The sequence below is a fragment of the Arthrobacter sp. Hor0625 genome (assembly GCF_052567525.1).
Map to the genome: position 1 here is coordinate 1538959 of NZ_CP199586.1, position 21727 is coordinate 1560685.

Annotated in this window: 19 protein-coding genes and 1 tRNA gene; 12 read left to right on the forward strand and 8 right to left on the reverse strand. The window is 69.1% G+C overall.

The window, feature by feature from the left end; genetic code table 11:
- Nucleotides 1–61 precede the first annotated feature (61 nt).
- Nucleotides 62–1525, forward strand: coding sequence for an amino acid permease (locus tag ACTWLI_RS07010; RefSeq protein WP_445155912.1), 1464 nt, complete (start codon nucleotides 62–64; stop codon nucleotides 1523–1525).
- A 249-nt stretch (nucleotides 1526–1774) separates the two neighbouring features.
- Entirely contained in the window at nucleotides 1775–5323 is a 3549-nt protein-coding gene (locus ACTWLI_RS07015) for a bifunctional proline dehydrogenase/L-glutamate gamma-semialdehyde dehydrogenase (RefSeq protein WP_445155913.1), read from the forward strand.
- Nucleotides 5324–5483: 160 nt separating this feature from the next.
- On the opposite strand, the gene ACTWLI_RS07020 is transcribed toward ACTWLI_RS07015, so the two are convergent.
- The gene (locus ACTWLI_RS07020) at nucleotides 5484–5849 is read right to left on the reverse strand and encodes a hypothetical protein (protein ID WP_445155914.1); all 366 of its coding nucleotides are present in this window, start codon (nucleotides 5847–5849) and stop codon (nucleotides 5484–5486) included.
- Nucleotides 5850–6067: 218 nt separating this feature from the next.
- Complete coding sequence (locus ACTWLI_RS07025; RefSeq protein WP_445155915.1) at nucleotides 6068–6922, reverse strand: LysR substrate-binding domain-containing protein; 855 nt, start codon at nucleotides 6920–6922, stop codon at nucleotides 6068–6070.
- A gap of 157 nt (nucleotides 6923–7079) precedes the next feature.
- On the opposite strand from ACTWLI_RS07025, the gene ACTWLI_RS07030 reads away from it, so the two are divergent.
- A complete protein-coding gene (locus ACTWLI_RS07030; protein ID WP_445155916.1) occupies nucleotides 7080–8492 on the forward strand; it encodes an MFS transporter in 1413 nt (470 codons plus the stop codon).
- 284 nt (nucleotides 8493–8776) lie between these two features.
- On the opposite strand, the gene ACTWLI_RS07035 is transcribed toward ACTWLI_RS07030, so the two are convergent.
- Nucleotides 8777–8850, reverse strand: a tRNA-Gly gene (locus ACTWLI_RS07035).
- Between the two features lie 299 nt (nucleotides 8851–9149).
- Between ACTWLI_RS07035 and ACTWLI_RS07040 the strand changes: the two genes are divergently transcribed.
- Both ACTWLI_RS07040 and dcd read left to right on the forward strand, forming a co-directional pair.
- Nucleotides 9150–9593 (forward strand): hypothetical protein, encoded by a 444-nt coding sequence (locus ACTWLI_RS07040; RefSeq protein WP_445155917.1) that lies wholly within the window; start codon nucleotides 9150–9152, stop codon nucleotides 9591–9593.
- Nucleotides 9594–9660: 67 nt separating this feature from the next.
- Nucleotides 9661–10236, forward strand: coding sequence for a dCTP deaminase (gene dcd, locus ACTWLI_RS07045; RefSeq protein WP_445155918.1), 576 nt, complete (start codon nucleotides 9661–9663; stop codon nucleotides 10234–10236).
- Between the two features lie 45 nt (nucleotides 10237–10281).
- Here the strand turns inward: dcd and ACTWLI_RS07050 are convergent, their stop codons facing one another.
- Genes ACTWLI_RS07050 through ACTWLI_RS07060 form a run of 3 tightly spaced genes read right to left on the reverse strand, consistent with a single transcriptional unit; the run spans nucleotide 10282 to nucleotide 13406 of the window.
- Nucleotides 10282–11478: a cation:proton antiporter gene (locus ACTWLI_RS07050; RefSeq protein WP_445155919.1), complete on the reverse strand. Its 1197-nt coding sequence runs from the start codon at nucleotides 11476–11478 to the stop codon at nucleotides 10282–10284.
- 5 nt (nucleotides 11479–11483) lie between these two features.
- Nucleotides 11484–11966 carry a cation:proton antiporter regulatory subunit gene (locus tag ACTWLI_RS07055; protein WP_175322308.1) on the reverse strand — a complete coding sequence of 161 codons (483 nt, stop codon included), beginning with the start codon at nucleotides 11964–11966 and terminating at the stop codon, nucleotides 11484–11486.
- Nucleotides 11967–12005: 39 nt separating this feature from the next.
- Complete coding sequence (locus ACTWLI_RS07060) at nucleotides 12006–13406, reverse strand: MFS transporter (RefSeq protein ID WP_445155920.1); 1401 nt, start codon at nucleotides 13404–13406, stop codon at nucleotides 12006–12008.
- Nucleotides 13407–13577: 171 nt separating this feature from the next.
- Here ACTWLI_RS07060 and ACTWLI_RS07065 point away from each other — a divergent pair, with 171 nt between their 5' ends.
- The 6 genes from ACTWLI_RS07065 to mnhG are packed head-to-tail and all read left to right on the forward strand — an operon-like array spanning nucleotide 13578 to nucleotide 19964.
- A complete protein-coding gene (locus tag ACTWLI_RS07065) occupies nucleotides 13578–16592 on the forward strand; it encodes a Na+/H+ antiporter subunit A (RefSeq protein ID WP_445155921.1) in 3015 nt (1004 codons plus the stop codon).
- Nucleotides 16589–17155 (forward strand): Na(+)/H(+) antiporter subunit C, encoded by a 567-nt coding sequence (locus ACTWLI_RS07070; protein ID WP_445155922.1) that lies wholly within the window; start codon nucleotides 16589–16591, stop codon nucleotides 17153–17155. The genes ACTWLI_RS07065 and ACTWLI_RS07070 overlap by 4 nt, the downstream gene beginning before the upstream one ends.
- On the forward strand, nucleotides 17152–18765 hold the full coding sequence (locus ACTWLI_RS07075) for a Na+/H+ antiporter subunit D (protein ID WP_445155923.1): 1614 nt from the start codon (nucleotides 17152–17154) through the stop codon (nucleotides 18763–18765). Before ACTWLI_RS07070 ends, ACTWLI_RS07075 begins: the two co-directional genes overlap by 4 nt.
- Nucleotides 18762–19307 carry a Na+/H+ antiporter subunit E gene (locus ACTWLI_RS07080; protein WP_445155924.1) on the forward strand — a complete coding sequence of 182 codons (546 nt, stop codon included), beginning with the start codon at nucleotides 18762–18764 and terminating at the stop codon, nucleotides 19305–19307. Before ACTWLI_RS07075 ends, ACTWLI_RS07080 begins: the two co-directional genes overlap by 4 nt.
- Complete coding sequence (locus tag ACTWLI_RS07085) at nucleotides 19304–19582, forward strand: monovalent cation/H+ antiporter complex subunit F (protein WP_056737305.1); 279 nt, start codon at nucleotides 19304–19306, stop codon at nucleotides 19580–19582. Before ACTWLI_RS07080 ends, ACTWLI_RS07085 begins: the two co-directional genes overlap by 4 nt.
- Complete coding sequence (mnhG, locus tag ACTWLI_RS07090) at nucleotides 19572–19964, forward strand: monovalent cation/H(+) antiporter subunit G (protein WP_056737307.1); 393 nt, start codon at nucleotides 19572–19574, stop codon at nucleotides 19962–19964. The genes ACTWLI_RS07085 and mnhG overlap by 11 nt, the downstream gene beginning before the upstream one ends.
- A gap of 40 nt (nucleotides 19965–20004) precedes the next feature.
- Here the strand turns inward: mnhG and ACTWLI_RS07095 are convergent, their stop codons facing one another.
- Complete coding sequence (locus ACTWLI_RS07095) at nucleotides 20005–20268, reverse strand: DUF4235 domain-containing protein (RefSeq protein WP_445155925.1); 264 nt, start codon at nucleotides 20266–20268, stop codon at nucleotides 20005–20007.
- A gap of 138 nt (nucleotides 20269–20406) precedes the next feature.
- Here ACTWLI_RS07095 and ACTWLI_RS07100 point away from each other — a divergent pair, with 138 nt between their 5' ends.
- A complete protein-coding gene (locus ACTWLI_RS07100; RefSeq protein WP_445155926.1) occupies nucleotides 20407–21147 on the forward strand; it encodes a DUF4386 family protein in 741 nt (246 codons plus the stop codon).
- Between the two features lie 13 nt (nucleotides 21148–21160).
- Here ACTWLI_RS07100 and ACTWLI_RS07105 read toward each other — a convergent pair whose 3' ends face one another.
- Nucleotides 21161–21724, reverse strand: coding sequence for a heme-degrading domain-containing protein (locus ACTWLI_RS07105; protein WP_445155927.1), 564 nt, complete (start codon nucleotides 21722–21724; stop codon nucleotides 21161–21163).
- Nucleotides 21725–21727 lie beyond the last annotated feature (3 nt).

Genomic DNA, 21727 nt, shown 5'->3' on the forward strand with positions numbered 1-21727 from the left:
CGTTAAGTAAGCCCCATCACAGGGCGGATTGATGGGTGGCACCCCCAAAGAGGAGACCCTGATGAGTTCGAGAGACCTGACCCAATCGATCATGCGGCGCAAGCCGATCGACGACATCGAAGAAGAGAACAAGCACAGTGGGCTCTTCAAGAGCCTCGGCTTGTGGCAGCTCACCGCGATCGGCGTCGGCGGCATCATCGGCGTCGGCATCTTCTCCCTCGCCGGCCTCGTGGCCCACGGCAGCGAGAGTGAGCCCGGCGTCGGACCCGCCGTGCTGATCTCCTTTCTGATCGCGGGGCTGGCCTCCGCGGCGGCGGCGCTGTCCTACGCTGAGTTCGCCGGCATGATTCCGCGGGCCGGCTCCGCGTACACCTACGGGTACGTGGCGCTCGGCGAGGTGATCGGCTGGTTCATCGGCTGGGACCTGCTGCTGGAGTACATCGCCATCGTGGCCGTGGTGGCGATCGGCATCTCCGGCTATTTCGACGCGTTCCTGTCCGGCATCGGCATCCATATGCCGGTCTGGATGACCTCCACCGTGGACGAAGGCAAGGGCGGCGTGGTCAACATCCCCGCGATCGCCGTCTGCCTCCTCGTGGCATGGATCCTCTCGCGCGGCACCAAGACCTTCGGCCGCTTTGAGCTGATTGCCGTCGCCATCAAGGTCGTCCTGATCCTGTTCATCATCGGACTGGGCGTCTTCTACATCAACACCAACAACTACAACCCGTTCATGCCCAGCGGGTTCGGTCCCGTACTGGCCGGCTCGGCCACCGTTTTCTTCGCCGTCTTCGGCTACGACGCGATGAGTACCGCGGCGGAAGAGGCCACCGACGGCAAGAAGCACATGCCCAAGGCGATCATCCTGTCCCTGATCGTGGCCATGCTGCTCTACGTCGCGGCGACCCTGGTGCTCACCGGTATGCAGAACTACCAGGAGATCGACCCCAAGGCCGGGTTCGCGTCCGCCTTCAACGGCGTCGGCCTGCCGGTCATCGCAACGATCATCTCCGTGTTTGCCGTGCTGTCCATCCTGACCGTCATGCTGACCTTCCTGCTGGGCGTCACCCGCGTCTGGTTCTCCATGAGCCGCGACGGGCTGCTGCCGGGCTGGTTCGCCAAGACCGACCGCCACGGAACCCCGCAGCGGGTGACCTGGATCGCCGGAGTGGCGTCGGCGCTGCTCGCCGGGGTCTTCCCGATCAAGGCCGTCGCGGACCTGACGAACATCGGCATCCTGGCCGCGTTCGTCGTCGTCTGCCTCTCCGTGATCATCTTCCGCTACACGAAACCGGAGGCGCCACGCACCTTCCGGCTTCCCCTGATGCCCGTGGTGCCGCTGTTCGGCATGCTGGCCTCGGGCTTCCTGATGCTCCAGCTGCACTGGGAGACGTGGCTCCGCTTCGGCGTCTGGCTGGTGATCGGGCTGGCGATCTACTTCGGCTACGGCCGGAAGCACTCACTGATGAATCCGGACAGCCCGCGGCACCAGGAAGCCGTGGAGCTGCACCGGCACGTCGGCTGACTCCCGCACGCTCTCTCAGATCCGGCGCGTTTTCGACAAACCCTCCCTCACTTCATGGGGGAGGGTTTCGTCATAGTGAGCCGGATCTGAGGGAGCGTCGTCGGGGGTGGGCGGGTCGGTGGAGGAGCGGTGTGAAAGGTTCGATTTTCCTAACGAGCATTGCTCGGAAAACATCGCTTTATCTTATGAAAATCCGGTCGCATACTGATTCCAGAACGGTCCACATGATGAGAAAGAACGAGTGCTTCCATGACCAACACCTCACTGGAATCCGGGCTGAGCGCCGGCGCGGACAAGAGCAGCGACGCCATCCACGCAGCCGTCTCCGAAGGCTCGCCCGTGCTTGAAGCCGCCGCCCTCGCCGAGGAGAGCATCACCCTGGTCCGCCACTGGCTGACCGAAGCCGCCAAAGTCCCGGTGGACGCCTCGGCCCAGCAGCTTGCCGGCGTGCTCAAAGACCCGAACGGACTGGGCTTCACCGTCGGCTTCGTCGACGGCGTCGTCCGCCCCGAAGATCTCCGGGTCGCCGCCCGCAACCTCGCCGCCCTCGCGCCCAAGGTCCCGGCCTTCCTGCCTTGGTACATGCGCGGGGCCGTCCGCCTGGGCGGGGCGATGGCTCCGGTGCTGCCGCAGGTCGTCATCCCGGTCGCCCGGCGCGTGCTGCGCGAAATGGTCGGCCACCTGATTGTCGATGCCACCGACGCCAAGCTGGGCCCGGCGATCGCGAAGATTCGCAAGGACGGCATCAAGCTGAACGTGAACCTCCTGGGCGAGGCCGTGCTCGGCGAGCATGAAGCCTCCCGCCGGCTCGAGGGAACCCACACCCTGCTGGCCCGGCCCGACGTCGACTACGTCTCGATCAAGGTCTCTTCCACCGTGGCACCGCACTCCGCCTGGGCCTTCGACGAGGCCGTGGAGCACGTGGTCGAAAAGCTCACCCCGCTCTTCACCCGGGCCGCCTCCTTCGCCGGCGGCGGCCGCAAGGCCAAGTTCATCAACCTGGACATGGAGGAATACAAGGACCTGGACATGACCATCGCGGTCTTCACCCGGATCCTGGACAAGCCCGAGTTCAAGGACCTCGAGGCCGGCATCGTGCTGCAGGCCTACCTGCCCGACGCGCTCGCCGCCATGATCCGCCTGCAGGACTGGGCCGCGGCCCGCCGCGCCGGCGGCGGCGCCGCCATCAAGGTCCGCGTCGTCAAGGGCGCCAACCTCCCCATGGAACAGGTCGAGGCCTCCCTGCACGACTGGCCGCTGGCCACCTGGGGCACCAAGCAGGACTCCGACACCAACTACAAGCGCGTCATCAACTACGCCCTGCACCCGGAACGGATCCGCAACATCCGGATCGGCGTGGCCGGCCACAACCTGTTCGACATCGCCTTCGCGTGGCTGCTGGCCAAACAGCGCGGTATCGCGGATACCGCAGAGCAGGGCATCGAATTCGAGATGCTGCTGGGCATGGCCCAGGGCCAGGCCGAGGCCGTCAAGAAGGACGTCGGCTCGCTGCTGCTCTACACGCCGGTGGTCCACCCCGCCGAGTTCGATGTCGCGATCGCCTACCTGATCCGTCGGCTCGAAGAAGGCGCCAGCCAGGAAAACTTCATGTCCGCCGTCTTCGAACTGAGCGAAAACGAAGCGCTCTTCGAGCGCGAAAAGCAGCGGTTCCTCGCCTCCCTTGCCGGGCTCGACGACGAGGTCCCGGCCCCGAACCGCCGGCAGAACCGCGCCCTCCCGGCCGCGCCCATGCCGCATGATTCCTTCGAGAACACGCCGGACACCGACCCCTCGCTGCCTGCGAACCGCGACTGGGGCCGCGCCATCCTGGGCCGCGTGGCCACGTCCACGCTGGGCAACGCCGCCGTCGAGGCCGCCACCATCACCACCGAAGCGGCCCTGAACACCGTCATCGAAACCGCCGTTGAAAAGGGCAAGGCCTGGGGCGCCCTCTCCGGGGCCGAGCGAGCGGAGATCCTGCGCCGCGCCGGCGACGTCCTGGAATCCCGCCGCGCAGAGCTGCTCGAGGTCATGGCCAGCGAAACCGGCAAGACCATCGACCAGGGCGATCCCGAGGTCAGCGAGGCCGTCGACTTCGCGCACTACTACGCCGAGTCCGCCCGCAAGCTCGACGACGTCGACGGCGCCACCTTCGTGCCGGCGAGGTTGACCGTGGTGACGCCGCCATGGAACTTCCCGGTGGCCATCCCGGCCGGTTCCACCCTCGCGGCACTCGCCGCCGGCTCCGCCGTCGTCATCAAGCCTGCCAAGCAGGCCCGCCGCAGCGGCGCCGTCATGGTCGAAGCGCTCTGGGAGGCCGGCGTGCCCCGCGATGTGCTCGCCATGGTGCAACTCGGTGAACGTGAGCTCGGGACGCAGTTGATCTCCCACCCCGCCGTCGACCGCGTTATCCTGACCGGCGGCTACGAAACCGCCGAACTGTTCCGTTCCTTCCGCAAGGACCTGCCGCTGCTGGCCGAGACCAGCGGCAAGAACGCGATCATCGTCACCCCCAGCGCCGACCTGGACCTCGCGGCGAAGGACGTGGCGTACTCCGCCTTCGGCCACGCCGGCCAGAAGTGCTCCGCGGCCTCGCTGGTGATCCTGGTGGGCTCGGTCGCGACCTCCAAGCGCTTCCACAACCAGCTGATCGACGCCGTCACCTCGCTCAAGGTCGGCTACCCCGAGGACCCCGCAAGCCAGATGGGCCCGATCATCGAACCCGCCGGCGGCAAGCTGCTCAACGCGCTGACCACCCTCGGCGAGGGCGAGGCCTGGGCCGTGGAGCCGCAGCAGCTGGATGATTCGGGCAGGCTCTGGAGCCCGGGCGTGCGCCACGGCGTCCGGCGGGGATCCTACTTCCACCTCACCGAGTTCTTCGGCCCGGTTCTCGGCGTCATGACGGCCGAGACCCTGGAGGAGGCCATCGATCTCCAGAACGAGATCGACTACGGGCTGACCTCCGGCCTGCACTCCCTCGACTCGGACGAGCTGGCCCTGTGGCTGGACACCGTCCAGGCCGGCAACCTCTACGTCAACCGCGGCATCACGGGCGCGATCGTGCAGCGCCAGCCCTTCGGCGGCTGGAAGAAGTCCGCGGTGGGCGCCGGCACCAAGGCCGGCGGCCCGAACTACCTCGTCGGCCTCGGCGACTGGTTCAGCAAGCCCAGCGCCGCGGACCGGTCCGTGGCAGAGCTGCACCCCGGCGTGAGCCGGCTGGAGGACGCCGCCAAGGGGTTCCTGGCAGCCGCCGAACTCGCGCCGCTGCAGCGTGCCCTCGCCTCCGACGCCCGAGCCTGGGCCGAGGAATTCGGGACGGCGAAGGACGTCTCGGGCCTGATCGCCGAGCGCAACGTGTTCCGCTACCGGCCGCTGCCGGTCGCCGTCCGGCTCTCGGCCGGGAACCCGCTCGGTGAACTGGTGCGGGTCGTCGCGGCCGGCGTTCGTGCCGGCTCGGATCTGACCGTGTCCAGTGCGCTAGAGCTGCCCGCCCAGCTGCGGGCCGTGCTCGCGGGACTCGGGATCGAAGCAGCCGTGGAGAACGACGCCGACTGGCTCGCCTCCGCAGCCCGGCTCGCGGGGGCAGCGAAGCTGCCGGTGACCCGGGTCCGCCTGATCGGCGGCGACGCCGCGGCCCTGGCCGAGGCAACCGGCGGCCGGCCGGATCTGGCGGTGTACTCCCACCCGGTCACGGAGGCCGGGCGGGTGGAGCTGCTGCCGTTCCTGCACGAGCAGGCCGTCAGCATCACGGCGCACCGCTTCGGGACCGCTAACCACCTGTCCGAGGGCCTGCTCTAGCCCGGGCGCCTGCCCCGGCAGGCCGCTCCGCCGGGGCTGTCCGCGCACAGGACCCGACATACAGCCGCAGCCGCACACCGAAGGGTGTGCGGCTGCGGCGGTTTGTCCGCGGTTAGTCCGGCGCGGGGCGCGAGCTTATCCGGCGCGGGCGGCGGGGCGGCTAGCCCAGGTACCAGCCCGGCGGCGCCCAAGAGGCAGGGACGGCGTGGGCGGAAAAGTCGTCGCAGCCGGAGCAGAAGTAGGTGACCTCGGCCAGTTTGCTGACGGAGCCGTCCCGGTGGTGCTTGGCGGGCACGAACGTTTCGAGGTAGACGAACTCGTCCGTCCCGCAGCGCTCGCAATAAGGGATGCCGACAAAGTCGTCATCGGCGCGCGTCGTCGCCGGGTGCGGATCCCGGCGGCCCAGGGCGGTGTGCGGCAGGCTTTCGAGCCGGGCGGCCAGGGAGCGGGCACCCTGGATCGGGTGGCCCGGTCGGCCGGGGTGCGGCGATACCGCGGGACGAGAATGGTTAATGGCGGGCGTCATTGCTGGCCTATCCCGAGCGCCTGCCGCCTGCCGCACCGCGGCAGTCAGGGCGAGCGTTCGTTGTGAATAGTGTGGTGGCGGGCCTCTGCTTGACCTTCAACAAGGTCAGGATAGGGCAAGTACCACCTAGTGTTCAATGGCTGCGTACAGCGCCGCAGGACTGGGTATTTTCCGGGTAGGTACCCCGCCCTCGGCGCGTAGGTACCCGCCGGCTGCGCCTAGGTGGAGCGGTTCAGCGCCCGCCCGACGATGGTCTGGGTGAGGGCCTCGATGACCTCCGTGTTGGCCAGCGGATTGCGGATCAGGGTGAAGTCGACGTCGCCCACCGGCGGGAGGTCGAAGCGCCGGGTGACGATCTTCAGGTCGTCCGGGACAAGCGAGGAAGGCATCACGGCGACACCGATTCCGGCCCGGACAGCAGCGAGCACGCCGCTGATCTGGCGCGTCGTGCAGGTGATCCGCCAGGTCCGTCCGGTGGCCTCGAGCGCGTCGATGGCCAGCTTCCGGCTCAGGCTCGGCGAGGGGTAGGCGATCAGGGGGACCGGCTCGGCCGGGTCCAGGGCAGTCTGCTCAAGTCCCACCCAGGCGAAGGAATCCTGCTGCACGACGGTGCCGTCCTTGGCGCCGGCAACCCACTTGACGAAGACCAGGTCCAGTTGGCCGGCGTTCAACCGCTTGTAGAGCTGGTCGCTTTGGCCCACCGTCAGTTCCAGGTTGATCTGCGGGTAGATCTGGCGGAACTCGCGCAGGATCCGGGGGAGTCCGGTGATGGCCAGGTCGTCGGCGGTGCCGAAGCGCAGCCGGCCGCGCATCGCCGACCCGGAAAAGTAGCGGGCCGCGGAATCGTGGGCGGCCAGGATGGTCCGCGCGAACCCGGCCATGGCGTCGCCGTTGTCGGTCAGCCGCACATCGCGGGTGTCGCGGGCGATCAGCGTGCGCCGGGCGGCGGCTTCGAGCTTCCGCACGTGCTGGCTGACGGTCGGCTGCGCCAGGCCCAGGCGCTCCGCCGCCCGGGTGAAGCTCAGCGTTTCCGCCACGGCCAGGAAGGACCTGAGCTGGGCCGGCTCAAACATGCGGGCCGTCGGTCGCCGGGCTGCCGGTGCGGGTCATGGACTCCCCAATCCATTGCGTTTCATGATGTTAGTTATGTGCAGAATATCCTTCCATTATCGATTTTTGCCAGCATAGGCTGAAGGCACTTTCAAGAAACCCTTTGCTCCGAGGTAATCCGTGCCACCCCCTCCGCCGTTCCAGGCCGCCGATCCCCCGTCCGAACCCCTTCCTGCCGCCCGGCCGGGCCCCCTTGCCCAGCCGGCCGGCGTCGTCGTTACCCCGACGGTCGGCGACCCCGTGACCCAGCCGGTCGCCGTCGTCAGCGAGCGGTTGCCGTGGCGGCACACCTTCATCTCCCTCAAGGTCCCGAACTTCCGGATCTTCGCGGCGGGACACTTCATCGCGGTGGTCGCGCTGTGGATGCAGCGGATCGCGCAGGACTGGCTGGTGCTCCAGCTCTCCGGCTCCGTCACCGCCGTCGGCGTCACCGTGGCCCTGCAGTTCTTGCCCTCGCTCCTGCTGGGTCCCTGGGGCGGGATGATGGCGGATCGCTTCGCCAAGCGGAAAATCCTGATGCTGTGCCAGAGCGTGGCAGCGGTGCTGGCGGCCGCCCTGGCAGTGCTGGCGCTCACGCACCAGATCCAGGTCTGGCACGTGTACGCGATCGCCCTCATCCTGGGCCTGGTCACGGTGCTGGACCAGCCTGCACGGCAGGTCTTCGTCAACGAACTCGTTGGGCCGGCCTACCTGCGGAACGCCATCAGCGTGAACTCGACGATCTTCCAGCTGGGCGGCCTGATCGGGCCGGCGGTGGCCGGCGTGCTGCTCAGCGCCGTGGGGGCCGGCTGGGCCTTCGCAGCCAACGCCGCGGCATGCTGCTCCACCCTGACCATGCTGATGCTCCTGCGCAAGGACCAGCTCCACCTCACGCTGCCGGCGCCCAAGCGCAAGGGCATGCTGCGGGAGGGGCTCCGGTACGCCCTGGCCAAGCCCACCATCTACTGGCCCTGGCTGATGGCAGGTTTCGTGGCCGTGTTCGCAATGAGCCTGCCGGTGCTGCTGGCGGCGTTTGCCGACCACGTTTACGACGCCGGCGCCGGCGGCTACGGCCTGCTCAACGCCCTGGTGGCGCTCGGCGCGCTGGCGGGGGCGATTACCTCCGCGCGGCGCCGGCAGCTCCGGCTGCGCTCCGTAATGCTTGGCGCCGGGATGTACGGCCTGATGCTGTGCCTGGCCTCCGCGGCCCCTTCGATGGCATGGTTCGGGGCGGCGATGGTGCTTGCCGGTTTCTGGTGCCTGATGTTCCTTACGGCCGCCAACCAGCTGGTCCAGGTCAGCGCCAACATGGGGATCCGCGGACGGGTCATGAGCCTGTACATCATGGTGCTGATCGGCGGCCAGGCCATCGGAGGCCCCCTGATGGGCTGGCTGGCGGAGCACCTGGACCCGCACCTAGCGATCTTCGTTTCCGGCGGGGTGCCGGCGCTGGCCGCGGCGACAGTCGCCGTCGTCCTTGCCCGCCGGGGACAGTTGATGCTGAAGGTGGATCTGAAGGCTCGGAGGCGGCTGCTGCGGATCGTCCGGGCCTGAGGTTTCCGCGGGGCTTTCGGACCGGGGCTGCGCTTCTGGACAGGCGCGCCGCGGGCCCGGGGTGCGCGTGTCCGGAACGGGCGCGCAAATAGGGAGTGGCGCCGATGTCCTGGCCCGCCGGAGGCAGTTGATGCTGAAGGTTGACCTGAAGGCCCGGAGGCGGCTGCTGCGGATCGTCCGGGCCTGAGGTTTCCGCGGGGCTTTTGGACCGGGGCTGCGCTTTTGGACGGGCGCGCCGCGGGCCCGGGGTGCGCCTGTCCGGAACGGGCGCGCAGAAGGGGGAATGGAGCGGCTGACGGGAATCGAACCCGCGTATCAAGCTTGGGAAGCTAGCGCTCTACCATTGAGCTACAGCCGCATTGGGCCGGACAGGAACCGAATCCTGACCCGCCTAACAACGAGTTTTACCTTACCCCAGATCGCCGTCCTTCCCCGAACATGCGCTCATCCGGCGTGCCCGCCCGGCGCAGGCCTGCCTCGGCAGTGTGTCAGCGTGTCCGGCGCCGACACGTAACGAACGGCACCGGCGATAACTCTTCGATAAAGGCCCGTCCCCGCAGGCGCGCGGGGCGGGCCTTGCTGTCTATCCTGAAAGGGTTAGCTGCAGTCTCCGGGGAACGGGCTACACCCATCAGCCGTCCGCCGAGCGAGGATTCCGTGGCCTTTGCAGAGTATGAAGTCGTGATCGAGCGCGACGCGATGAGCATCTACACCTTCCTGCTGGACCCCCGGAACCTTGCGTCCTGGCGGACCGGGATCCGCGGCGTCAAACTGATTTCCGGGGCCGCCGGCGCCGCGGGCGCCGTCTACCGGCCGCTCTTCGCCGGAGCGGGCGGGCCGGCCGACGTCGATTTCACGCTCTCCACCACCCGTCCCGGCGCGGAAATCGAATTCCAGGCCATTGCGGGACGGATGCGCGTGCACGGAGGCTACTACCTGAGCACGGAGGGAAGCAGCACCAGGGTGCGGTTCGCGCTGCGCTGCCGCCCGGCCGTCGCCGCCCTGCTCAGCTACCCCCGGGTGCGCCGGGCGATGATGACTCAGGTCGCCGAGTTGGAGCAGCTCAAGTCCGTGCTCGAGCCCCGGCTGGCGGCCGCCTGACCCGACCAGGGCGTCACACCCGCGCGCGGGTGATCCGGCCGGCCGGGTCTGGGGTATTTTTGAACCTGTGCTGATCTCTGACCGCGACATTCGTACCGAAATCGATTCCCAGCGGATTGTGCTTGAGCCCTTCGACCCCGAGATGGTCCAGCCCTCGTCGGTGGACGTGCGGATTGACCGCTTCTTCCGGCTCTTCGACAACCACAAATACGCCCACATCGACCCGTCCGAGGACCAGCCCGAGCTGACCCGCCTCGTGGAGGTCGAACCGGGCGAGCCCTTCATCCTGCACCCGGGCGAGTTCGTGCTGGGCTCCACCTACGAGACCGTCACCCTGCCGGACGACATCGCGGCCCGGCTCGAAGGCAAGTCGTCCCTGGGCCGGCTCGGCCTGCTCACGCACTCGACGGCGGGCTTCATCGATCCGGGCTTCTCCGGCCACGTCACGCTGGAGCTCTCCAACATGGCAACGCTGCCGATCAAGCTGTGGCCGGGCATGAAGATCGGACAGCTCTGCTTCTTCCGCCTGACCTCGGCCGCCGAGCACCCGTACGGCTCGGGCGAGTACGGCAACCGCTACCAGGGCCAGCGCGGCCCGACGGCCAGCCGCAGCCACCTGAACTTCCACCGCACCGACATCTAGCGCCCGGGTGCCTCCGCGGCGCCGCAAGCCGCCGCTACCCTGCCGCTACCCGGCGGGGCGGACCGGGACGGCAGCGCGCCTGACCGGCCGGCCGAAGAGCCGCACGACCGGTTCGATGAAGCGTGCCGCCAGCGGGCCCATCACCGCCATGATCAGCACGTAGGCGGTGGCGAGGGCGGCCAGGTCGTGGGGGACGACGCCGGAGGCCACCGCGAGCCCGGCGATCACGATGGAGAATTCGCCGCGGGCAATGAGGGCCGCCCCGGCCCGGAAACGCCCCGGGAGCGCGATTCCGGCTCGCTTGGCGGCCCAGATGCCGGTGAGCATCTTGGTTGCGGCGGTCAGCACGGCCAGGACCAGGGCCCAGCCGAGCACCGGCGGGATGGACGTCGGGTCTGTGTTGAGCCCGAAGACCACGAAGAAGATCGCCGCGAAAAGGTCCCGCAGCGGTTCGAGGATCCGCGTGGCGCTGTGGGCGGTGGCCCCGGAAATCGCGATCCCGAGCATGAAGGCGCCCACCGCCGCGGAAACCTGCATGGCGGCCGCCAGGCCCGCGACCAGCAGGGCCGCGCCCAGCAGGTTGAGCAGGAATACCTCGGAGTTCTCGCTGTGGACGGCCTTGGAGACGTGGTGGCCGTGGCGCAGCGCCACCACCAGCACGAGTGTCACCACGGCGAGGGAGATCCCCACAGTCTGCAAACCGACCAGGAAGCTGACCCCGGCGAGGGTGGCCGTCAGGATCGGCAGGTAAACCGCCATCGCCAGGTCCTCGAAGACCAGGATGGACAGGATGACCGGGGTTTCGCGGTTGCCGATCCGGCCGAGGTCGGTGATGACCTTCGCCGCGATCCCGGAGGAGGAGATGTAGGTGACGCCGCCCATGACCATTGCGCCCACCAGACCCCAGCCCAGCAGCAGCGCCAGGCCGGCGCCGGGCAGGAAGTTCAGGACCAGGTCCAGGACCCCGGCCTGCCAGGACCGCCGCAGGCCGGTGACCAGCTCCGCCGCCGTATATTCCAGTCCGAGCATCAGCAGGAGCAGGATGACGCCGATCTCGCCGGAAAGATGGGCGAATTCGTGCATCCCTTCCAGCTTCACCAGGCCGCCGGCTCCGAAGAAGAGCCCGCCGATGAGGTAGAGCGGGATGGGGGACATGCCGATCCGCCCGGCCAGCCTGGCCAGCAGGCCCAGGCAGAACACGACGGCCCCCAGTTCAATGAGGGTCAGGGCGAGCGGATCCATGCCGCTTATCCGTTGCGCAGGATGCTGGCCGCCGTGTCCAGTCCCTCTTGGGTGCCCACCGCAACGAGAAGGTCGCCGGGGTGCAGGACGACGTCGGGACCCGGCGAGGGGAGCACTTCACCCTCGCGCATGATGGCCACGATCGAGGCGCCGCTCCGGGTGCGGATGCACGCCTTGCCCATGGGCTGGTTCTGGAATGGGGAGTCCGCGGCGATGGAGAACTGCCGGGTCACGATCCCCGGCACCTCACGGTGCGCCTCGGACAGCTGCATGGCCAGCCGCTGTCCGCCCAGGAGATTGCCGAGCGCCGCGGCCTCGTCCGCGGTCAGCGGGATCGAGGCCTGGCACGTGTCCGGGTCGTCCCAGGTCGAGACGATCAGTTCGGTTTGGCCCTCGCGGTACTCGACGACGCCGATCCGGCGGCCCGAGGCGGTCATGAAATCCTTGCGCCGGCCGAGGCCGGGAAGGTCCGTTTCATCCACGTTCATGCCTCCAGCCTAGTGCGCGGCCGGCGACTTTAGGGCGGTTCAGGCCTCCGGCACCACAGCGATTTCCGTCTTGCCCGGCGGTTTGACCGGCAGCATCACGAGCAGTCCTGCCAACAGCACGACCAGGATGCCCAGGATGCCCCAGCGCTGCGCCCCACCCGGGGCGACGAACGGCGTCGCGACCGTGATGCACAGGGTGAACAGTGCGGGGGCCAGGAAGCTCACCGCCCGGCCGGTGGTGGCGTACAGGCCGAACAGTTCGCCGGACTCCCCGTGCGGGGCGAGCCGGGCCAGGTAGGCGCGCGAGGCGGACTGCGCAGGACCGACGAAGAGGCAGAGGAACAGGCCGAAAACCCAGAAGGTGGTGCTGCCCGGCCACTGTATGCCGAAGAGGGAATATGTTTCGTTGCCCAGGGCCAGCAATACGCTGCCGGCCACCAGCAGGCCGACGAGGGATCCGATGATGACCGCCTTCGGCCCTGCCTTGTCGTCCAGGAAGCCGCCCGCCAGTGCGCCCACGGCCGCGACGACATTACCGAAGATCGCGAAGAAGATCACCTGCTTGAGCTCGAATCCGAAAGTGCCCGCGGCGATGATCCCGCCGAAAGTAAAGACCGCCGCGAGCCCGTCCCGGAAGATGGCGCTGGCGAGCAGGAAGAAGATCGTGTGCGGGCTGGTCCGGTAGATGGCCTTGATCCGGCGCACCAGCAGGGCGTAGGAGCCGAAAAAGCCCGGGCCGGACCGCCGGGACCGGGGGACCTCCGGAACAGCGAACATCACCGGAACCGCGAAGACCAGGAACCACAGGGCGGAGAACACCGCCACCAGGCGGATGTTCAGGCCGTCGGCGGTGGAGGCTCCGAACCAGTCGATGCTGGGCTGGACGAACAGCTGCAGCACGATCAGCAGCGCCACGATGCCGCCCAGGTAGCCGGCCGCCCAGCCGAAGCCGCTGACCTTGCCGATGGTGGCGGGCGTTGAGATCTGCGCCAGCATGGCGTTGTAGTTGACGCCGGCGAATTCGAAGAAGACGTTTCCCAGCGCGATCAGCGTCACCCCGAGGAGCAGGAACTCCGGGCGCGGGAAGACAAAGAAGCACAGCCCGGTCAGGAGCGCGACGGCGGCGGTGTTGACGCCGAGCCAGAGTTTCCGGCGTCCGCCTGCGTCCGAGCGCTGGCCGGTGACCGGTGCCAGCAGGGCGATCGCGGCCCCGGCGATGGCCAGGGCGCCGCCGAGCACCGCGGAGGCTTCGTCTTCGCCGCCGAACGGCTTGGACGTCAGGTACACGGTGAAAACGAAGGTGGTCATCACGGCGTTGAAGGCCGCGGACCCCCAATCCCACGCCGCCCAGGCCAGGACCCGGCCCTTGCCGGTGGCGTGGCTGCCGGACTCAAGTTCCGAGGCCGGCTGGGTGGCCTCCGGGGCGGTGGCGGAGTTCATAGCCCGATGTTAGCCGCCCCGCGGCGACAGGCCGGGCAGAAACGGTGCCCGGCGGGGTCCCGGCCGGTAAAGAATTTGCGCACGCTTGGTAAACTGGGCCCACCGAACCTAACTCTTGCCCCGCCTGCTCCAACTTTTGACAATCGAATCCCTGACGTTGCGGAGATACCAGTGATCACAGTCCTTGCCGTGCACTTCGCGGTGGCCGCTGTGGCGCCGTTCCTCTTCCGCTGGCTGGGCCGGAATGCGTTCTACGTGCTGGCCGCCGTGCCCGCAGGGTCGTTCATCTGGCTGGCGCTGCAGCACGGGGCTGTGTATTCGGACGCAGGGTCCACCGCGGCGGTGCTGCCGTGGATTCCGGACCTGGGTCTGGAACTGGCCTTCAGGATGGACGCCCTGGCCTGGGTCATGTCGCTGCTGGTCCTCGGCGTCGGTGCGCTGGTGCTGGTGTACTGCGCGCGCTACTTCAAATCCAAGGACAGCTACCTCGGCGGCTTCGGCGCCCAGCTGCTGGCGTTCGCCGGGGCCATGTTCGGCCTGGTCACGGCCGATGACCTGTTGCTGATGTTCATCTTCTGGGAACTGACCACTGTCCTGTCGTACCTGCTGATCGGCTACGCCCGGACCAGGCTCTCGGCCCGGCGCTCCGCGCTGCAGGCCCTGGTCGTCACCACTGCCGGCGGCCTGGCCATGCTGGTGGGGCTGATCATGCTGGGCTCGGTGGCCGGGACGTACCGGATTTCCGCCCTCCTGGCGGCCGCGCCGGACCTGGTGGGCGGGCCCGCGGCCGAGGCGGTGGCGGCCGCCGTCGTCCTCATCCTCGCCGGTGCGGTGACGAAATCCGCGCTGGTCCCGTTCCACTTCTGGCTCCCGGGGGCCATGGCGGCGCCGACGCCGGTCAGCGCCTACCTGCATGCCGCGGCCATGGTCAAGGCGGGCATCTACCTGGTGGCGCGGCTGGCCCCGGGGTTCGCCGAGACCACGTTCTGGCTTCCGGTGGTGCTGGGCCTGGGCCTGGCCACCATGCTGGTCGGCGGGTACCGCGCCCTGCGGCAGACCGACATCAAGCTCATCCTCGCCTACGGCACGGTCAGCCAGCTGGGGTTCCTGACCATGGTGGTCGGACTCGGCAAACCCGACGCCGCCCTGGCCGGCCTCGCCCTGCTGCTGGCCCACGGATTGTTCAAGGCCACGCTGTTCCTGGTGGTCGGCATCATCGACCACCAGGCCGGGACCCGCGACGTCCGCAAGCTCTCCGGCGTCTACCGGTCCTCCCGGGCCCTCGGCGTGGTGGCCGCGATCGGCGCCGCCTCCATGGCCGGCGTGCCGCCGCTGGCCGGCTTCGTGGCGAAAGAATCGGTCTTCGAGGCGTTCGTGCACCACGCGGAAACCGGGCCGTGGGGGCTGGCTGCCCTGGCCGGCCTGGTGCTCGGGTCCATCCTGACCTTCGCCTACAGCGCCCGGTTCATGTGGGGCGCCTTCGCGCTGAAACCGGGCGTCGAGCCCACGCCGTTCAAAGCGATCAAGCCGGCGTTCCTGGCCGCCCCGGCGCTGCTGAGCCTGCTGACGATCGTTTACGGCCTGTGGCCGGTCCCGGTGGACGCCTGGATCCAGCCCTACGCGGCATTGTTCGACGGAGGCGACGGCGCCGGCCACCTGGCGCTCTGGCACGGCATCACCCCGGCGCTGGGCCTGACCGCCGTCACGTTCGCCCTCGGCCTGGCCATGTTCTACGGCCGCAACGCCGTCGCGCGGGCGCAGTCCCTGGTCCCGGCCTGGTTCGACGCCGACCGCAGCTACCAGCTCACGATCGGCGCACTCGACGACGCCGCCGTCTGGATCACCGGACGGACCCAGCGCGGTTCGCTGTTCTTCTACCTGGCCGTCATCCTGACGGTCGCCTTCGTGCTCCCGCTGACCGCCCTCGTGCTGGCGGACAAGCCGCTGCCCGGCGGCCTCTACTTCGTGGACCCCAACTCGCCGCTGCAGCTCGTCGTCGGCGCCGGGATCGTGATCGGCGCACTGGCCGCGGTGCGGGCCAACAAACGCTTCCTGGCCGTGCTGATGGTTTCCGTCACCGGCTACGGCATCGCCCTGATGTTCGCGCTGCAGGGCGCCCCGGACCTGGCCCTGACCCAGATGCTGGTGGAGACGATCATCCTGGTAGCCTTCGTCCTCGCGATGCGCAGCCTTCCGGCCGAACTCCGGGACCGCACGGGCGGAAAATACCGCGTGATCCGGGTGATCATCGGCGCCGCGTTCGGCCTCACCATGGTCTTCGTCGCGATCTACGCGATGGGCTCCCGGGTGGCAACACCGGTGTCACTGGAGTTCCCGCGCCTTGCCTATGAGGGCGGCGGCGGCTTGAACGTCGTCAACGTCACGCTGGTGGATATCCGGGCCTGGGACACCTTCGGTGAGATCTCGGTGCTGGCGCTCGCGGCCACCGGCGTCGCCAGCCTGATCTTTGTCCGCGGCCGCGGCGACCAGATCGGACCCTCCGCCGAGGTCGCCGAGGGCAGCGTTGGCCGCCGCCCCGGCCGAACCGCCAACACCCGCGACAACGCCGCGCTGGCCATGAGCCGCCGCTTCGCGGCGGCGACCCGGGACGCGTGGCTGGTCGCCGGCCGGACGCTGGCGCCGGAACGCCGCTCGATCATCTTCGAAGTCGTCACGCGGCTGGTCTTCCACTCCATGATCGTGTTCTCCATCTACCTGCTGCTGGCCGGGCACAACCTCCCCGGCGGCGGCTTCGCCGGCGGCCTCACGGCCGGCCTGGCCCTGACCATCCGGTACCTCGCCGGCGGCCGCTTCGAACTGCGGGAGGCGACGCCGGTCGGCGCCGGCGCGCTGCTGGGCATCGGCCTCGCGACGGCCGCGGCCTCCGGAGTGGCGCCGCTGCTGCTGGGCGGCCAGGTCTTCCAGACCGCCGTGATCGAACTCTGGCTGCCGGTCTTCGGCGACATCAAGTTCGTCACCTCCACCATCTTCGACATCGGCGTCTACATCGTGGTCGTCGGCCTCGTCCTGGATGTGCTGCGCAGCCTCGGCGCCGAAATCGACGAACACTTCGAAAACCAGCCGGAGTCCGTGGCCGAAAGCCGGGAACTGCCCGGAGAGCCCGGCGACGGCCACGCCGGCGCCGCGGACCGGCCGGCCGGATCCACCACCGGGGGGAACGCATGAGCGTCAATCTGACCCTGCTGACGGTGATGGGAGCCCTGTACGCCTGCGGCATCTACCTGCTCCTGGAACGCAGCCTCACCCGCGTCCTGCTCGGCCTGATGCTGCTGGCCAATGCCACCAACCTGCTGATCCTCGCCACCGGCGGCTACGCGGGCCTGGCCCCGCTGTTCGACAAGGCCACCGACCCCCGGGACTACAACGACCCGTTGCCGCAGGCCCTGATCCTGACCTCGATCGTGATCTCCTTCGCCGTGACCGCCTTCATGCTGGGCATCATCTACCGCACCTGGGTGCTGGCGCGGCAGGACGAGATCCAGGACGACGCCGAGGACCGCCGCGTGGCCGAGACCCCCAGCTTCGACGCCGAGGACGACGCCGTCATCCCGGTCGAAACCTCCGAATTCCCGCTCGTGGCGGCCGGCCCGGCCGGCACCGCGGACGGCGACGCCCCGGAGGAGACCGTGCGGGCCGGAGCCCGCCACATGCCCGCCGCGGAGGCCGCCGCCGAGGAACAGCCCGGCTCCCGCACCGTCCACCCCGGCCCGGAAGGAGGGCAGAAGTGAACATCGCAAGCTTTGCCCCGCTCGCCGTCGTCCTTCCCCTCCTGGGCGCCGCCCTGACCTTCCTGCTGATCTGGCAGCCCCGGGCCCAGCGGACCGTCAGCATCGTGCTGCTCTCCCTGACCCTGCTGCTCGAGTGCCTGCTCCTCGCCTCCGTCTGGAACGGCGGCACGTCCGCGGTGAACATCGGCGGCTGGCTGCCGCCGTGGGGCATCGTGCTGGTGGTCGACCAGTTCTCCTCGCTCATGCTGGTGGTGTCCTCCGCCGTCAGCCTCGCCGTGCTGGTGTACGCCACCGGCCAGGGCATGGCCGACGGGGACAGCGACGCTCCCGTGTCGATCTTCCACCCCACCTACCTGATCCTGGTCGCAGGTGTTTCCAACGCCTTCCTCTCCGGCGACCTGTTCAACCTGTACGTCGGGTTTGAGATCCTGCTGACGGCCAGCTACGTGCTGATGACCCTCGGCGGAACCGGCCCGCGGATCCGCGCCGGCGTCACCTACGTCGTCGTGTCCGTGGTGTCCTCCGTCCTCTTCCTGATCGCGATCGCCATGATCTACGGCGCCACCGGCACCATCAACATGGCGGACCTCGCGATCAAGCTGGCCGAACTGGACCAGGGCACCCGGAACCTGCTGCACGTGCTGCTGCTGGTGGCCTTCGGCATCAAGGCGGCCGTCTTCCCGCTGAGTTTCTGGCTCCCCGACTCCTACCCGACGGCACCGGCCCCGGTCACCGCGGTGTTCGCCGGCCTGCTGACCAAGGTGGGCGTCTACGCGATGGTCCGGACCGAGACCCTGCTCTTCCCCGGGGACACCTTCAACACGCCCCTGATGGTCGCGGCGCTGCTGACCATGGTGGTGGGGATCCTGGGCGCGCTGGCGCAGAGCGACATCAAACGACTGCTCTCCTTCACCCTGGTCAGCCACATCGGCTACATGGTGTTCGGCCTGGCGATGTCCTCGGTGGCGGGCCTGGGCGCCGCGGTCTTCTACGTGGCGCACCACATCACCATCCAGACCAGCCTCTTCCTGGTCACCGGCCTGATCGAACGGCGCGCCGGGAGCTCGTCGGTGGACCGGGTCGCCGGGCTGGCGAAGCTCTCGCCGCTGCTGGCCGTGCTGTTCTTCGTGCCCGCCATGAACCTGGCCGGCATCCCGCCGCTGTCCGGCTTCCTGGGCAAGCTGGGGCTGCTGCAGGCCGGCCTGCAGCTCGGCACCCCGCTGGCGTATGCGCTCGTGGCCGGAGGGGTGCTCACCAGCCTCCTGACCCTGCTGGCCATCGCCCGCGTCTGGAACCGTGCCTTCTGGCGCAAGCCCGAGGACGCTGAACACCCCGACCCGGTGCTGCTCGCCGTTCCCGGCGGCAAGGACACCGGTGACCGGGCAGGACAGCAGAAGACCACCCTGCTGCCACGCACCATGGTCGGATCGACCCTGGGTCTGGTCCTGTTCGGCGTCGCGCTGACGGTCTTCGCCGGGCCGCTGTTCCGGGTGGCCGGGCAGTCGGCGGGGGAGATGCTGGACCGGAGCGCCTACATCCAGTCCGTGCTGGGCGAGGATGCCCCCGTCCCGGCCTTCGCCCAGCCCGCGCCGCAGGGGGAGAAGCGATGACCCGCCAACGAGTTTCGCTGCGCCAGGAGCTGCCCCTGCTGGTCTGGCTCGTCATCGTCTGGGGCGCCCTCTGGCAGGACTTCAGCCCCGGGAACCTGCTCTTCGGCGCCCTGATCGCCGTCGTCGTGGCCCGGCTGCTGTACCTGCCCCCGGTGGAGCTCGGCGGCCGGTTCAACGTGCTGCGCGCGGTCCCGTTCGCCCTGGGCTTCCTGGCCAAGGTGGTCGCGGCCAGCTTCCAGGTCCTGATCCTGGCCGTGGTCCGCGGGCCGCGGGTGATCAGCGCCGTCGTCGCCGTGCCGCTCCGCAGCCGTTCGGACCTGCTGGTCACCGCCACCGGGCACGTCATCTCGCTGATCCCCGGGTCCGTGGTGGTGGAAGTGGACCGGTCCACCTCCACGCTCTACATCCACGGCATCAACGTCCGCGACGCCGACGACGCCGACAAACTCCGCAAGGAAGTCCGGGAGACCGAGGCCGGGCTGATCCGGATCATGGGCACCAAGGCCGAGCTGTCCGCACTGAACCAGGAGGTCGGCGCATGATGCCGCTGGTCCTGACCATCACCGCCGTCGTGCTCTCCCTCGCGGCCGGCGGGGCGATCATCCGGATCGCGCGGGGGCCGTCGCTGCTGGACCGGGTGCTGGCCTCGGATGTGCTGCTGGCCATCCTCGGTGCGGCCCTGTGCATCGACATGGCCGTCAACCGGCACCTGAACAACCTCATGCTGCTGGTGTCCATTTCGATCATCGGGTTCGTCGGCTCCGTGACCGTGGCCCGCTTCGTGGCAGACCGAAGGAAGCAGCCCGATGAATCCTGACCAGATGTCCGTAGACGCCGTGATCGACGCCGTTTCCGCCGTTTTCATGGTGGTGGGGGCGCTGATGTCCCTCGGCGCGGCGATCGGCCTGCTGCGGTTCCCCGACCTGATGAGCCGGATGCACGCCGCGACCAAGCCACAGGTGCTGGGCCTGTTCCTGCTGCTGTGCGCGGTGGGCCTGCAGCTGCGCACCTGGTGGGTGTGGCCGGTGCTCGTGGTGGCCTGGATCTTCCAGCTGCTCACGGTCCCGGTCTCCGCGCACATGGTGGGCCGGGCCGGGTACCGCACCAAGCACCTGCACCCGGAACTGCTCAGCGCCGACGAGCTCGAAGCCGTCGTTCAGCAGGCTGCCGGCGAACACGGGTTCACCGACGACAAGTAGCCCGCTGGGGCGTTAGACGATGCGGCCTAGACGGTGCGCCTTAGACGATGTCCTGGGTTTTGGCGAAGCGGGTGATGGCGCGCTGCGTGCCGCGGTTGGCGAGGACCTGGATGACGGCGCTGACCGAGGCCGAGATCAGGGCGAACGTCAGGGCCTGGCGCAGCGTGGTGGGGACGTCGTCGTCGTGGCCCTTCGGCGGCTTGTTGCCGGTGGTCTTTTCCCAGACGGTGTCGACCACCTTGGTGCCGACGAAACCGGCGACGAGGCTGATGCCGGTGCCAAGCAACTTGATCAGGATGTTCATGCGTCGTACTCCTTGCGGGAGGAAACAGGGCTTCCCCTAGCCTAGCGTCATCGCCGGCCCCGGCACGGCGCCTGCCCCGTAGGCGGGGCGGGCCGAACGCCCCTGCTGCGCCGTGCGTTCGGGGACGTACCGTCGAGCATGACCGACTCTGCCGCTGCCCCGCCCGCCCTGTCGCAGGCTCGCGATGCCGGGTGGCACGACTGGCGGCGGCTGTTCTTCTGGGCCGGTCTTGGCTCGGTGCTCTTCGTCGCCCTGCTGGTGCTGGCCCTGGTCCTGGACTTCCTCGCCCCGCCGCCGGTCCACGGCGGTGCCGAGACCCTGGAATTCATTGCCCGGCACAAGGAAAGCTACACCGCCGAGCAGCTGCTCTGGACGCTGCCGAATATCCTGCCCGTGCTGGTCTTCGTGGCGCTTTTCGTCGCCCTCGCCCCGCTGGACCGGGGCCTGGCCCTGCTGGCCACGGTCATCGGGGCCCTGTCCTGGGGGCTGGTCCTCGCTATCCCGGTCACCAGCCGCGGCTCCACGGTGCTGGTGTACCTCAGTGACCGTTATGCCGCCGCGTCCGACGACGGCGAGCGGCTGCGCTACGCTACGGCCGCCGAGGCAGTCATCGCCGAGAACAACACCCCCGCCGCCGCCGGGATGCTGTCCGCGGTGGGGATCCTGCTGATCTCCGTCGTGATGCTCAAGGGGGCGCTGCCGCGGGCCCTGGCCCGGGTCGGCGTCGCCACCGGAGCCCTCGGGGTGGTGGCGGAAGCCCTGCGCCATGCCGTTCCCGGCTTCTACTGGGCCTACGGGGTGCTGCTGTGGGTGTGGTTCGTGTGGGTCGGGGTGGCGCTGCTGCGGCTGGGCCGGGCCCCGGGCCCTGGCGTCCCTTAGCGTTCCGGCAGGCCTAGCGTCCCGGCAGCCCCGGGCGGCCCAGGATCTCGGCCAGCGCTTCGACCACCAGCTCGTGGTCGGCCTTCTGCGGCAGCCCCGACACCGTGACCGCCCCGATCATCCCGGTCCCGCGCAGGTAGATGGGAAAGGAACCGCCGTGCGCGGCAAACTCCTGCGGGTCGAACCACGGATCGTCCTCGATCCGGCGGCCGGCCGCCCGCGCCCGGAGACCCACCAGCAGGGAGGGAACTTCGTACCGCACCGCGGTGCGGTACTTGGCCCGGATCCAGCGTTCGTTATCCGGGGTGGCGCCCTCCAGCGCGGCGTGGAACAGGACCTGTTCGCCCTTGGTGATGTCGATGGCGATCGGGTGGGACCGCTGCCGGCCCAGCTCCACCAGGCGCAGGCCCAGGTCCAGGGCGTCGTCCTTGCTGAAGGACTGGAACTGCAGGTCCTCGATTTCGGCCAGGATGCGGCCGATCAGTGCGGCCAGTGCGCCGTGGGGTTGCGGATCGGCCGAGTCCGGGTCGTAGTCCGCGGCGGGCTCAGGGGTTACGGGCGCTGGGGTTTCGAGCAAGGC

Bases quoted from the DNA above. Each gene is read 5' to 3' on its own strand.
- ACTWLI_RS07010 (WP_445155912.1), top strand. From the start codon at position 62: ATGAGTTCGAGAGACCTGACCCAATCGATCATGCGGCGCAAGCCGATC.
- ACTWLI_RS07015 (WP_445155913.1), top strand. From the start codon at position 1,775: ATGACCAACACCTCACTGGAATCCGGGCTGAGCGCCGGCGCGGACAAG.
- ACTWLI_RS07020 (WP_445155914.1), bottom strand. From the start codon at position 5,849: ATGACGCCCGCCATTAACCATTCTCGTCCCGCGGTATCGCCGCACCCC.
- ACTWLI_RS07025 (WP_445155915.1), bottom strand. From the start codon at position 6,922: ATGTTTGAGCCGGCCCAGCTCAGGTCCTTCCTGGCCGTGGCGGAAACG.
- ACTWLI_RS07050 (WP_445155919.1), bottom strand. From the start codon at position 11,478: ATGGATCCGCTCGCCCTGACCCTCATTGAACTGGGGGCCGTCGTGTTC.
- ACTWLI_RS07055 (WP_175322308.1), bottom strand. From the start codon at position 11,966: ATGAACGTGGATGAAACGGACCTTCCCGGCCTCGGCCGGCGCAAGGAT.
- ACTWLI_RS07060 (WP_445155920.1), bottom strand. From the start codon at position 13,406: ATGAACTCCGCCACCGCCCCGGAGGCCACCCAGCCGGCCTCGGAACTT.
- ACTWLI_RS07070 (WP_445155922.1), top strand. From the start codon at position 16,589: ATGAGCGTCAATCTGACCCTGCTGACGGTGATGGGAGCCCTGTACGCC.
- ACTWLI_RS07080 (WP_445155924.1), top strand. From the start codon at position 18,762: ATGACCCGCCAACGAGTTTCGCTGCGCCAGGAGCTGCCCCTGCTGGTC.
- ACTWLI_RS07085 (WP_056737305.1), top strand. From the start codon at position 19,304: ATGATGCCGCTGGTCCTGACCATCACCGCCGTCGTGCTCTCCCTCGCG.
- mnhG (WP_056737307.1), top strand. From the start codon at position 19,572: ATGAATCCTGACCAGATGTCCGTAGACGCCGTGATCGACGCCGTTTCC.
- ACTWLI_RS07095 (WP_445155925.1), bottom strand. From the start codon at position 20,268: ATGAACATCCTGATCAAGTTGCTTGGCACCGGCATCAGCCTCGTCGCC.
- ACTWLI_RS07100 (WP_445155926.1), top strand. From the start codon at position 20,407: ATGACCGACTCTGCCGCTGCCCCGCCCGCCCTGTCGCAGGCTCGCGAT.